The organism is Methanocalculus alkaliphilus (assembly GCF_024170505.1).
GTDB classification, from domain to species: Archaea; Halobacteriota; Methanomicrobia; order Methanomicrobiales; family Methanocorpusculaceae; genus Methanocalculus; species Methanocalculus alkaliphilus.
The window spans coordinates 182,155-195,456 of sequence record NZ_JALJYG010000002.1 but is presented as its reverse complement, the minus strand read 5'-3'; the positions used below and the strand labels follow the sequence as shown (position 1 = coordinate 195,456).

11 protein-coding genes are annotated in these 13,302 nt (G+C 56.7%); 7 read left to right on the top strand and 4 right to left on the bottom strand.

Features of this window, described 5'->3' with window-relative positions:
• Positions 1–4: 4 nt before the first annotated feature.
• From J2T58_RS02685 to mmp10, 7 genes are read left to right on the top strand one after another with little or no spacing between them, the layout of a single operon-like run.
• Complete coding sequence (locus J2T58_RS02685) at positions 5–2,800, top strand: DNA topoisomerase I (RefSeq protein ID WP_253487228.1); 2,796 nt, start codon at positions 5–7, stop codon at positions 2,798–2,800.
• On the top strand, positions 2,797–3,477 hold the full coding sequence (locus J2T58_RS02680; protein ID WP_253487227.1) for a phosphoglycerol geranylgeranyltransferase: 681 nt from the start codon (positions 2,797–2,799) through the stop codon (positions 3,475–3,477). Before J2T58_RS02685 ends, J2T58_RS02680 begins: the two co-directional genes overlap by 4 nt.
• 3 nt (positions 3,478–3,480) lie before the next feature.
• Positions 3,481–4,197 (top strand): RNA methyltransferase, encoded by a 717-nt coding sequence (locus J2T58_RS02675; RefSeq protein WP_253487226.1) that lies wholly within the window; start codon positions 3,481–3,483, stop codon positions 4,195–4,197.
• Positions 4,198–4,213: 16 nt separating this feature from the next.
• Positions 4,214–4,771 carry a dCTP deaminase gene (gene dcd / locus J2T58_RS02670; protein WP_253487225.1) on the top strand — a complete coding sequence of 186 codons (558 nt, stop codon included), beginning with the start codon at positions 4,214–4,216 and terminating at the stop codon, positions 4,769–4,771.
• Between the two features lie 53 nt (positions 4,772–4,824).
• Positions 4,825–6,651: a threonine--tRNA ligase gene (locus J2T58_RS02665; protein WP_253487285.1), complete on the top strand. Its 1,827-nt coding sequence runs from the start codon at positions 4,825–4,827 to the stop codon at positions 6,649–6,651.
• Between the two features lie 10 nt (positions 6,652–6,661).
• Positions 6,662–7,825, top strand: a complete 1,164-nt coding sequence (locus tag J2T58_RS02660) for a DUF362 domain-containing protein (protein ID WP_253487224.1) — start codon at positions 6,662–6,664, stop codon at positions 7,823–7,825.
• A 29-nt stretch (positions 7,826–7,854) separates the two neighbouring features.
• On the top strand, positions 7,855–9,084 hold the full coding sequence (gene mmp10 / locus J2T58_RS02655; RefSeq protein WP_253487223.1) for a methyl coenzyme M reductase-arginine methyltransferase Mmp10: 1,230 nt from the start codon (positions 7,855–7,857) through the stop codon (positions 9,082–9,084).
• An 11-nt stretch (positions 9,085–9,095) separates the two neighbouring features.
• Here mmp10 and J2T58_RS02650 read toward each other — a convergent pair whose 3' ends face one another.
• The 4 genes from J2T58_RS02650 to J2T58_RS02635 form a co-directional block, all read right to left on the bottom strand.
• Positions 9,096–9,821, bottom strand: a complete 726-nt coding sequence (locus J2T58_RS02650; protein WP_253487220.1) for a sugar phosphate isomerase/epimerase family protein — start codon at positions 9,819–9,821, stop codon at positions 9,096–9,098.
• A complete protein-coding gene (locus J2T58_RS02645) occupies positions 9,818–10,858 on the bottom strand; it encodes an ABC transporter substrate-binding protein (protein ID WP_253487217.1) in 1,041 nt (346 codons plus the stop codon). Before J2T58_RS02645 ends, J2T58_RS02650 begins: the two co-directional genes overlap by 4 nt.
• Positions 10,859–11,037: 179 nt before the next feature.
• Positions 11,038–12,309, bottom strand: a complete 1,272-nt coding sequence (locus J2T58_RS02640; protein ID WP_253487216.1) for an ABC transporter ATP-binding protein — start codon at positions 12,307–12,309, stop codon at positions 11,038–11,040.
• The gene (locus J2T58_RS02635; protein ID WP_253487215.1) at positions 12,306–13,256 is read right to left on the bottom strand and encodes a FecCD family ABC transporter permease; all 951 of its coding nucleotides are present in this window, start codon (positions 13,254–13,256) and stop codon (positions 12,306–12,308) included. Before J2T58_RS02635 ends, J2T58_RS02640 begins: the two co-directional genes overlap by 4 nt.
• Positions 13,257–13,302: the final 46 nt, after the last annotated feature.

The window sequence follows — 13,302 nt, the reverse complement described above, 5'->3', positions numbered from 1 at the left end:
GCGTATGGCAGTGCACCTGATCATAGCCGAGAAGAATATTGCCGCCCGGCGTATTGCCGAGATACTGGCAGGAAAAGCAAAGATATCCGCCAAAAAGGACGGATCTGCGAATCTCTATGAATTCGGCGATACAAAGGTGATCGGGCTCCGGGGTCATGTCGTCGAGGTCGATTTTGAACCCGGGTACGATAACTGGCGGAGTGCCACCCATCCCCCGCGAACCCTTATTGATGCCGGGATCATCAAGAGGCCGACGGAGAAGAAGATCGTCTCGATCCTGCAGAAGGTGGCACGAAAAGCCGACCTTGTCACCATCGCCACCGACTATGATACCGAAGGTGAACTGATCGGAAAGGAGGCATATGAACTGGTGCGTGCCGTCAATACAACCGTCGAGATCGATCGGGCGCGTTTCTCAGCGATCACTCCGGATGAGATACACCGGGCTTTTGCGGAAACCAAACCGCTTGACTTCCATCTGGCAGCTGCCGGTGAGACCCGGCAGATCGTCGATCTCGTCTGGGGGGCGTCCCTTACCCGGTTCATCTCGATTGCGGCAAAGCGGGGTGGCGGCAATATCCTCTCGGTCGGGAGGGTGCAGAGCCCCACCCTTGCGATGATCGTCGATCGTGAGAAGGAGATCGAGGCCTTCGTCCCGGAGACGTACTGGATGGTCCGGCTCGACTCGGAGAAGGATCAGCTCCCGATCGAGGCACGCCATACCCATGGCCGGTTCAGGGAGAAGGAAGAAGCTGAGGCTGCGGTTGCCGGCTCTCTCCCTCCCCTCACCGTCGATGAGGTGATCGAGGGGGAGAAGGCCGATCGTGCCCCGACACCCCTTGATACGACATCGCTGATCGTCGCCGCCGGGAGACTGGGCTACTCAGCGGCGAATGCGATGCGGGTTGCTGAAGACCTCTATATGAACGGATACATCTCGTATCCGAGGACCGATAACACGGTCTATCCCCCAAGTCTCAATCTCAATGCCATCGTCTCGGATCTCTCACAAGGGGTCTTTGCAGAGGATGGACGATGGGTCACAGGGAATATGCGGCAAAAACCGACCCGTGGAAAGAAGGAGACGACCGATCACCCGCCCATCCACCCCGCCGGGTATGGAAGCCCGGAGAAGATAGGGGAGGGTGCCTGGAAGCTCTATGAGTTCATTGTCCGGCGATTCTTTGCCACCCTCTCCCCTGATGCGAAGTGGAAGACCCTGAAGGTGAATATGACCGCAGGATCCGAGCCGTACACAGCGACAGGGGGGCGGCTTGTGGAGCCCGGCTATCGGACTGTATACCAGTACTCCGATGCGAAAGAGCGGATTTTACCAAAGTTTACTGTTGGAGATACACTCCCGATCAATGCGGTCCATCTCGATGAGAAAGAGACCCAGCCACCGGCCAGATATACCCAGAGCAGGCTGATCCAGAAGATGGAGGAGCTGGGTCTGGGGACGAAGAGTACCCGCCATGAGGTGATCCAGAAGCTGATCAGCCGGAAGTATGTTGAAGGCAACCCCCTCCGTCCAACCCTTGTCGGACGTGCCGTCACCGATACGCTGGAGCAGTATGCTGACACCATCACCCGGCCCGATATGACACGCGCCCTTGAGGATCATATGAACATGATCAAGGTCCGGGAGAAGCGATCCGACGATGTCCTCACCGAGTCGCGGGAGATGCTCGATCGGGTCTTCGATCAACTTGAACAGAACGAGACCCTGATCGGCGATGATATCATGGAGATGACCATCGAGGAGTCGATCGTCGGCCCCTGCCCGGTATGTGGCCATTCTCTTCGTATCCGGAGGATGGGGTCATCCCAGTTCATCGGGTGTATGCACTATCCTGACTGCACATTTAATATGAGCCTCCCGCCGGGGACCTGGGGGGGCGCAGTCAGGACGAAGGATATCTGCCCGACCCACTCCTTACATCACATCCGCCTGGTCCGTAAGGGTGCCCGCCCCTGGGATCTCGGCTGCCCCCTCTGCTCTCATATCGCCTCCAATACAGAGGCGCTCGCCATGATTCCCGGATGTGATGAGGCGATCATCCGTTCCCTCCACGAGCAGCACCTCTATGCGATAACGGACATAACATCAAAAACTCCCCTTGAACTCTCCGGAATCCTTGGTATATCGGCACAGAAAGCAGAAGAGATCATTCTGGGTGCCGGCGATGTCATCAACAGACTCCGTCTCCGGACTGAGATGAAGAAGTTCATCCGTGATAGTATCACTCCCCGAAAAGGAAGGAGCCCGGCGAAGATCGCCAGAGCATTGATCGAGGAGGGTGTCTGTGATATCGTGGCACTCGGCAGGGCGGATCCCGGCCTCCTCAGGAAGGCAGGCCTCTCCGAGACCGAGGCACAGGAGGTGACCATGGCTGCAAAAGAGGCAGGTGATGCCCGTATCCTCAAAGAGACAGGTATTCCTGCCGTATCACTGAAGAAGTATCGTGAGGCCGGGATCACCTCCCCTGAAGCCTTCCTGAGCAGGCATCCGGCAGGTATCTCTCTTGCATCGGGTGTCTCGATCGAGACGGTCATCAGACACCTCGCACTCATCTCTGAGCAGTATAACCGGCCACCTCCGGAGAAGATCACCAAGGGAGCATTTCAGAAAGGGCAGAAGGAACTCACCGACCTCCCGGGTGTCGGGGAGGCGACGCTCCAGAAGCTGGCAGATGCAGGCGTCTATAACAGGGAGACGCTTCTTGCTGCCAGAGGCGATATACCGGGTATCTCTCCTGATGTGATCTCGAAGATGAAGAAGAAGGCGGAAACTGCATGAGCTGGAAAGACTGGGTTCATATTACAAAATTAGATCCTGACAGGTACCTTGAGAAGGATGCAATCGAGATCGTCGCAACAAGCGGAACCGATGCGCTGATGCTCTCCGGGACACTGAATGTAACGCCGGAGAATCAGGCTGAACTCTATGATCTCGTGAGGGATTATGATATGCCGATCGTCGTCGAACCGGCAGATCCCTGTGGGGCACGGTTTGAGGGGATCGATCTCGTCTTTGTTCCAAGTGTTCTGAATGCATCCCACCCCCTCTGGATCGTCGGCCAGCACCAGCGGTGGGTCCGGAACTATGCCATCGACTGGGAGAGGGTTGTTCCTGAGGCCTATATCGTCCTCAATCCGGCATCATCGGTTGCGAAGGTGACCGGATCCGACTGCAGCCTCTCCGCCGAGGCGGTATCAGCATATGCAACGGTCGCCGACCGGTACTTCAGGTTCCCTGTGGTCTATATCGAGTATTCGGGGACATACGGGGATCCGAATGTTGTGAAGGCCGTCTCGGAGAGTGTCTCTGATGCACGCATCTTCTATGGCGGCGGGATCAACAATGCAGAGCGTGCCGCAGAGATGAGTGCGTATGCAGATACCATCGTCGTCGGCAATGCCGTCTATGAGGCTGGTATCGAGGCGCTGAAGGCGACGGTCCGGGCGGTTCGATAGGAGATGCCAGAGGTAGATATCGTCCTCGTCGAGCCCCTTTATGAGGGGAACGTCGGGTTTGCTGCACGGGTGATGAAGAATTTCGGGTTTCGGAATCTCGTTCTTGTAAACCCCTGTCCGCTCGGTGACGAAGCAGTCGCCCGCTCCTCTCATGCCCGTGACATTCTCGAATCTGCAGAACGGATCAGCCTTGAAGAGGTCTTCTCCCGAAGCGCCGTCACCATCGCAACCACCGGCACGCTCGGTAAGTCGGTGACCAACCCGATGAGGATGCCGTTTTATGATCCGACCGAGATCCGTGATATCATCACCCCGATAGAGGGCCGGGTCTCGATCCTCTTTGGCCGGGAGAACTGGGGACTGAATAATGACGAGGTGCGGCGATCCGATATCATCTGCACCATTCCGACATCGCCGGAGTATCCGATCATCAATATCTCCCATGCCATAGGAATCATCTGTTATGAGCTCGCCAATCTTCCCCGTGGGGATTATCTGCTTGCAAGCCGGCTCGAGATGGACTGCCTCTTTGATCATATCAGCTCGTTTCTGGATCGGATCGAACATCCCCCGGAGAAACGGGCAACAACCCTGCTCCTTGTCCGGCGTCTCCTCGGCAGGACCCTCCTCACCGCACGAGAGGCGAGCACGCTCCATGGCCTCCTGAGGAGGACAGAGTGGCATCTCGACAATCCGGAAGGAAGCGATAAGTCAGAGTAAGTGCTAAAGAAGAGGAATGATCCTTGTTGACTGGCAGATCATCGATCGTGTCAATCGTGGCCATATCCTGATCGATCCCTACGACCCAGGGCTGGTTCAGCCAAATTCCCTTGACATCCGGCTTGGCGACCATTTCGTCTGGTATCGGCCCGGAGACGGTGTCATCGACCCCTATGACAGATCGAGTATCGAATCTGAGACCGAGGAGATGAATGCTCCGTATTTTGATATTGCTCCGGGTATGTTTGTCCTCGCAGAGACGATGGAGACGATCGGGCTTCCCGATAATATCGTTGCAAGCATCGAAGGGAAGAGCAGCATCGCCCGGTTCGGTGTTGAGCTTCATCAGACCGGGGGCTGGATTGATGCAGGGTTCCGGGGGACGATCACCCTTGAGATGTGTAATGTGAATGTCCGGCCTGTCCGTGTCTATGCCGGGATGCCCATCGGCCAGCTCGTCTTCTACACGACAGAACGCGCGGCATGCCCGTACGATAAGAAACCGGATGCAAAATACATGGACCAGCGGCAGGCGACCCTCTCCCGGTATGCAGCGAATAAGCGGCAGGACTGAGTTACTTTATACATTATCAATACGCACGTGTACAGGATTTGGATGGTTCAATCATGCGGCTTCTTCTGATACATTCGGATTATATTGAGTATGAGGCACAGAAGAAGACGGCGATGGCTGAAGAGGAGATTATCGGAAAAGACTCCCTCAATGATGCCATCACCGCCTTTTGTGCCGTAGAATCGATCGATGAAGAGGATCCCGGCGATGTCGTCTCCCAGGCGGCAGCCGAGATCCTGGCCACTGCCGGGAAGGTCAACGCAGAACGGGTAATGATCTACCCGTATGCCCATCTCTCAAACGACCTTGCATCACCGGATCAGGCGGTCGCTGCCCTCAAGGCACTGGAAACTGAGCTCTCCGGGAGCATTGAGGTGAAGAGGGCACCGTTTGGCTGGTATAAATCCTTTAAGCTCTCCTGTAAGGGCCATCCCCTCTCTGAGCTCTCGCGGACGATTCTGCCCGGCGGTGCCGATGCACCTGCAAAGAAAGAGGTGAACCGTGAATGGTTCGTCCTGACCCCGGAGGGTGAGAAGAAGGATATCAGCGGATATATGGATGACTCAAACTTCGGCCGTCTCGTCGCAAGGGAGACCGGGGCAGGGGGCTCCGTCGGCGGCGACCCCATCCATGTCGAACTGATGCGGGCAAAGGAGCTTGTCGATTATGAGGCGAGATCCGATGTCGGTAACCTCAGATGGCTCCCCCGCGGGAAACTGATCCGGGATCTCCTGGCCGATTATTGTCTTCATACCGTCCTCGACTACGGGGGATCACCGGTTGAGACCCCGGTGATGTATGATCTCGGCGATCCCGCCATCTATGCGCATGCCGCCAAATTCGGGGAGCGCCAGTACCGGTTTAAATCCAATAACCGGAATATGATGCTCCGGTTTGCCGCATGCTTCGGGATGTTCTCGATCATGCACGATATGCATATCTCCCCAAATACCCTTCCTTTGAAGATGTACGAGCTCTCGACGTACTCCTTCCGGCATGAGCAGAAGGGCGAGGTGATCGGCCTGAAGCGTCTCCGTACCTTCACGATGCCGGATATGCATACCCTCACAAAAGATATGGCAGATGCCCTCTCCTGCTTTGAAGAGCAGCTGATGATGGGGTGGAAGAGCGGTGAGGATCTTGAGACCCCGCTTGAGGGGGCATTCCGGTGCACCCGTGACTTCTATGATGAGAATGCAGACTGGGTCCGGAAGGTTGTGAACCTCTCCGGCAGGCCACTCCTCATCGAGATCATCTCGGAGAGGATGCATTACTGGGTTGCCAAGATCGATCTCGCCGCAATCGACAGCCAGGGCAGACCAATTGAAAACCCGACCGTCCAGATCGATGTTGAGAGCGCTCACCGGTTTGATATCTCCTACCATGACCGCGAGGGCCAGGTGATCCACCCCCCGATCCTCCACTGCTCACCGACGGGATCAATCGAGCGGGTCATCTGTGCCATGCTTGAAGGGACAGGCCGGATGGCGGTGCCATCATTCCCGGTCTGGCTTGCACCGACCCAGGTCCGTATCCTTCCGGTTGCGGAGCGGCATATCGGATATGCACAGGTCCTGATGGAACAGATGAATGCCGCCGCTCTCCGGTGCGACCTCGATGACCGTGACGAGTCGGTCGGGAAGAAGATCCGGGAGGCCGGGATGGACTGGGTTCCATTCGTTGTTGTCATTGGCGACCAGGAAGAGGAGTCAGGGCTTTTGACGGTGACGATCCGGTCAAAATCCGGGCCGAAGAAGCCCTATAAGGAGCAGCTGAAGGCAGAGGATCTCATCGCGCTTGTTCGCAGCGAGACTGCTGACAAACCATTCCGTCCGCTCTATACCCCGCGCCTCCTCTCAAGGAAGCCGCGATATATCTAACCCACTTTTTATGGATACATCCGTCGCCTCCGTCTTCTGCGATTCCTATGATGAGAAGATGGTGGACGCCGCGGTCCGGCGGACACTTGATCTCCTCGGTGGGATCGGGTCATTTGTCCGTCCCGGTATGACCGTCCTTCTGAAGCCGAACCTTCTTGCCGGAACCGATCCGGAGAAGGCGGTGACGACCCATCCCGCCGTCATCGGGGCGGTTGCACGGATCCTGATTGCGCAGGGATGCACTGTTCTCATCGGGGACAGTCCGGGTGCCGGGGTCCGCTACACCCCGGCATCCCTCAGGCGGGCTTACAGGCGATCCGGGATCACACCCCTCGGCGAGATACCGGGTGTCTCCCTCAACGACGATGTCTCACACACCACCCGTGGATCCCCGGATGGCATCGTGGTGAAGCGGTTCCTCATCATCTCCCCTGCGGCGACTGTGGATGCAATCATCACCATCTCCAAGCCCAAGACCCATCTCCTGACGACCTATACAGGCGCGGTCAAGAATCTCTTCGGCCTCATCCCCGGCCATGAGAAGTCGCTTTTCCATACCCGCTTCCCGGAAGCGGAAGGGTTCTCCGAGATGCTGATCGATCTCCATGGCGCCGTCTGCCCGGTCCTGCACCTGATGGATGCCGTCACCGGGATGGAAGGGAACGGGCCGATGTCGGGGATCCCCCGTGATATCGGGCTGATCCTTGGATCCAGAGATCCCCATGCCCTCGATTATGTCATTTCCTCAGCAATCGGGATACCCCCGGAGAGTATCCCGACGATCACGGCGGCAGAAGAGCGGGGGCTCCTCCCAACGGCTCCCCTGATCATCGGGGATGATCCCGCCTCGCTTCGTATCGCCCCGTTCCGCCTTCCCGATACGAAACGTCCGGCAGGCCTCCGGATGAAGATAATGAGAAAGATCCTTGCCCGCCTCCAGCACTCCGGCCGGATCATCACACCCTACCCAGAGGTTATCCCGTCTGCCTGCATCGGCTGCGGCGCATGCGAGCGGATCTGCCCGGTCGATGCCGTCACCCTGAAAAACCGGGTTGCGGAGATCGATCTCTCCCTCTGCATCCGCTGCTATTGCTGCCATGAGTCCTGTGAGGCTGCGGCAATCGGGATCAGAGACTCGCTCCTCTCCCGCCTCCTCTTCGGCAACCGGCAGTAATTATAACCTCTCGAACCGAATATTTCCCAATGGTTCAGCTGACGGTCGATATCGGTGGGCGGCCGGGGATCGACTGCCGTGGTTTCTGTGCATACTGCTACTTCCGGCATACAGGAAAGAAGGAGATCCCGGCATTTGGATGCAGGTACTGCCTTCCGTTCATGAAGGGATGCGATTATTGCAGGAAGGGTGTGAAAGAAGAGTATCCGGGCTTCAAACCCCTCCGCGAGATCGCAGATGCCGTCCTTGCCGATATTCAGTCTGTCAGGGGAGATATCACCCGCGTCACCATCAGCGGGGGCGGGGACCCGAGCTGCTACCCGGAGTTCCTTGATCTTGTTGATCTCCTTGCAAGTCTGGAGGCTCCGCTGCATATCGGATATACAAGCGGAAAAGGATTTGACGACCCCGGCATCGCCGATATTCTCATCGAAGCAGGGCTCACCGAGATCTCATTCACCGTCTTTGCGAGCGATCCCGCGCTCAGGCAGCGATACATGAATGACCCGACCCCGGAGGTCTCTCTTGAGATCATCCGGCGGCTGGCCTCAGAGATCGATGTCTATGCCGCCTCGGTGATCCTCCCTGGTGTCAACGATGGTACGGTCCTTGAGGAGACCTGCCGCTGGCTTGAGGAGATCGGGGTGAAAGGCCATATCCTGATGCGGTTTGCCAATGCGACCGATCAGGGTCTGATCCTTGAAAATGGTCCCATCATCGCTGATCATCCGGTTCAGACGGTGGAGGAGTTCTCTGCCATGGTCGCATCGGCGGCTGCATGCTGTACAATGAAGGTCTCCGGGACCCCGCTTGCCGATCCCGATATCGGATCCCCGTTTGCGATCCGGCATGAGCCGGATCTCATCGCCCGCCTTCCGCGGGTGGAAGGTACCGCCTCCGTCATCACCGGGAGTGTCGCCGCCCCCTTCATCCGGGAGATACTTGATGCCTGTGGCGGCGGCGATGTCGTCCCTGTGGCAAAAGAGATCGCCTGCCTCATCACCGCAGATGATCTCCGGGGGCTTGATCTGAGCACCCTTGCCGGGACGGTCATCATCCCCGGCCGTTCATTCGTCTTCCTCCCCGAGGCCGAGGCGATCCTCTCGGCAGATGGCATTCACCGGCAGGTGATCCGTGGGCCTGAGATGCTCACCGCCGATGCCGAGACGAGTATGGGGATGACCCGTGACGGGGTGCTTGAGATGGAATTCTGCGGCTTTACGGATCTTATCGGGATGATCAATCTGTATGGGAGGTGAGCTGGCGAGGGTCAGTTGAGCCCGTCAAGATAATGAAGACTCTGAATGAACTGATCCATCCGCTGCGTCTCAATGACGGCCGTTGCATCGTCAGGAAATGTCTGCATGAGATCCGGGTACGGGATCGTTCCGTTTCCAATGGCATTATGCGAGTCAAAGACCCCGCAGTTGTCATGGAGGTGGAGGTGGATGATCCCATCGGTCTCAAGAAATGCCCCGGCGAGGCCATTGAGATGGGCATGACCGAGATCCAGGGTGATCCCAAGACCGAGACTGGTGATCCTTTCTGCACAATCCGGCGTTTTAAAGAGATAGGGGTCCCAGCTCCCCATATTCTCTAGTGCGAACCTGACCCCCCGCTCCTCCTGTACTGCTGCGAGATCGACGAGCGACCGGTCAAGGGCGGTCTCTGCGGCATCCCGCATCCCACTCTCAAAGAGATGGCCCGGATGGACGACCAGACGATCGGCACCGATCCGATCTGCGATCAGGGAGAGACCTGACAGTGCTTCAATAGAGGCCCGTCGCATCCGTTCATTCACCGATGCAGGGTTGATATCCCCGCATGGCGCATGGACGCTGTACTTGAGATCATATGAATAGCAGATCTCCTCATGATAGAAGAGCGAATGGAGGCCATCAGAGAGGATCTCAACGCGGCTGGTGTAGTCGGAGAGGAGTGCGAGTGCCTCATCAAGGGGATGATCGATGAGGCAGTATGTGGATGACCCTGTCACACCCGTCTCCCCAGGAAGAGCCCGGTGGCCAGGAGGAGTGCCATGGCAGGAGTGAAGAGAGATACCGGGGCTTCGGCAGGGGGATGCTCCTTCCCGGTTGTAGCGTCAAAGAGTTCAGGGTGTATCGCGGCTGCAACCTCCTCAAGTGCATCGACGATCCGGGGGCCTGCACGGCTGATGATATCGGCATCGACGAGGATCACCTGATGGTTCTTGACTGCATTGAGGTTCTGGAATCGCGGTTCGGTCATAAAATACTGATAGATGACATTCTGGCCTGCAGTTCCCATCCCGGTCCCTGAACTGACGAAGATGTAATCGGGGTTTGTGACGATGAACTCCTCAAGACCGACGATCTCCCACTCGTCGAGATGAGCAAAGACATTCTCGCCTCCGGCAGCCCGTATCACCTCATTCTGGAATGTCCGGTCCCCCGAGACCCAGACCGGCTCATGCCAGACGACATGGGCCACGGTGGGGCGTCCGGGAATCGCCTCTGTCCTGTCGGTTATCGTCGTGGTCCGCAGCTCTAATTCATTTGTAAGAGCCAGAGCGCTCTCCCGGACCCCGGTGATCTCACCGATGAGATTGATATTATCGAGGATCTCATCCATCGTCTCCGGACTGAGGACGATGACGGTATGCCCCATAGAACGGAGACGGCTGAGGACCTCCTCGGTGTTGCCCTCCACCCCGACGATGAGATCAGGCTCAAGAGCAACGACCCTTTCGACACTGATGGTGCTGTACCCGCCGACCTGTGGAACCGCTGCCGCCTCAGGGGGGTAATCCGAGAGATCGGCAACCCCGACAACCCGCTCCCCAAGTCCGAGTGCAAAGAGGATCTCGGTATTTGAGGGTGCCAGAGAGACGATGCGTTGCGGATACCCCTGGAAGGTCATCACAGTCCCCTGATCATCGGTGATTCTGATCACCCGGTCATGATCGGGGTTCTCAGCACCACAGACTGGTGAGATGAGTCCGGACAGCGTCACAAGGAGGAGGAGAGGAAGTATCATCCTTGTACTGGGTTTCATGCCTCTTCTATGTGAGAGGGGAGGAGATAAGATGATCTACTTGTCTGTTGTAAACAAAAAAAATATTGTTTAGTGGGGATGTCAGATCCCCCTCCTTCCATGGAGGAGGATCATACAGCCGGCAACTGCGACCGAAAAAATGAGGAACACCCCGATGATAGAGATACGATATGACGATCTCATATGATCACCCCGGACTTATCATTTTTCTCATCGAATCGTTTGGATGAAAGAAAGTTCTGTATCTCCTGGAGACTTTCTATCCGTAATGCTCCGCACCCCCATAGATCAGTGATGAGCCGGGTCGCCTCTCCTCCGGAGTAATCTTGGATACCGGTATCCATCCCATACATCACAACCTTCTCTTTATATTCATTCAGTACCCTGATATTTTCTATATTGCCCCTCCCAATCGGCATATTCAGGAGGATGATGAGGTCCGCCTCCGTGAGGCATCTCTTCAGTATGGATACTGACTCTTCTGATATCGGGGAGAATGGCGGCTCGCTGATGACCATAATCCCAAGCTCCTTTGCTGTCAGATAGTCTGAATCAAGAATATTGAGGACACCTGTTGTGATCTGTATCCCCTGTGCATGGAGGGTCTGCATCAGCTCCGATCCCGTGCCTCCGCCACAGAGTATATGGATCCTTGTGGATTGCGGAGCTCCCCTCTCATGATCATACATCAGGAGGATATAGGGTCTCCCGGTGAGGGGGTGCTTCCTGACGATGACATCCACACCATAGACGGCCCGGATATTCTCCCTGGTCAGCACCTCTGCGGGCGGCCCCATCGCATGGATCTGCCGGTCTTTCAGGAGCAGAATCCGGTCACAATAGGATGAAGCGAGGTTGAGATCATGGAAGACACTGATGATCGATGCCCGGACCGTCTCGCGGCGGATAATGCTGAGGATCTCGATCTGGTGGCTGATATCAAGGTTTGAGGTCGCTTCGTCCAGGAGGAGAACCTTTGGCTCCTGGGCAAGTGCGCGGGCGATGAGGACACGCTGCCGCTCCCCCCCGCTGATGGCATTGACTGAGGTCTCGGCAAGATGATCAACCGATGCCAGCTTCATCGCCCTGGTGCAGATGGCATGATCCTCGCGGCTCTCGGAAGCAAATCTCCCGATGAAGGGGTGCCTCCCCATCGTTACGATCTCCCTGACGGTATAATCGAACTGGATGGCAATCTCCTGCGGAACGACGGCGACCTCGCTGGCAAGCTGGCGGAAGGTGAGATCCGCCATATCCTGATTATTATAGTAGATCTCACCGGACTCAGGGGTGACGATCCGGCTCATCGCCTTGAGAAGGGTTGTCTTTCCTGAGCCGTTCGGACCGACGATCCCTATCATCTCCCCCTGCTCTGCTGAGAATGCTATCTCTTCGAGGATTCTGGCTGCTCCATAACGGACATCCAGCCCGGTGATCTCAACTGCCTTCATGCCCGCATCCGCCTCCTGAGGAGATACATGAAGAAGGGTGCCCCGAAGAATGAGGTGATGATCCCAACCGGCATCTCGTTGCCGAATGTCCGTGCAAAGGTATCAGCCCAGAGAAGGAGGATGCTCCCGGCGAGTATGGCGGCAGGGAGGAGCACCCGGTGATCAGGACCCACGATATTTCTCATGATATGCGGGGTGATCAGCCCGATGAACCCTATCGCACCCGCGATGGAGACGGCAATCCCTGCAAGCAATGAGCTGATGAAGAGGAGGATCACTTTGAGCTGCTCCACATTGACACCGAGATGCATCGCCTCCTCTTCTCCAAGGGAGATGATGTTGATATCACGGGCGAAGATGTAGATTGCGACACATCCGATGGGAATCAGAAGACCCACATGAACCTGGCTCCAGGAGACCGTCCAGAATCCCCCCATCAGCCAGAAGATGATCTGGTGCAGGCTCTTTCCCGCGGTATACATGAGAAATGAGAGCATCGCCGAGAGGAACATCGAGAGGGCAACCCCGGTCAGGAGAAGCGTCTCAACCGGGACCTTCCCTCCCCTCCGTGCAATCATATAGACCAGGAAGGTCGCTCCGATCGCACCAATGAAGGCGAAGACGGGGAGGCCAAGGCCTGCAAGGAAGACGATGGAGATTGCTGCCCCCAGTGACCCTCCAGCGGATGTTCCGATGATATAGGGATCGGCCATCGGATTCCTGAAGAGCCCCTGCATAGCTGTTCCTGCAGTTGCAAGCGCTGCCCCGACAAGCACGGCGGCGATGACACGCGGGAGCCGTATCTCAGAGATGATCTGATAATAGACTGGGTTTGTAAGGATGGAGCCGATCGGAATGCTGGTCGGCCCGGTCAGGACGGCAGCTGCCATGCTCAGGAGGAGGGTGACAGAGAGGGCGATAAGGATGAGGGGATTCCGGAGGCTCATTCATGTCATTGTACTTGATTTAAGGTAATTATAGTTTATTAAAAAG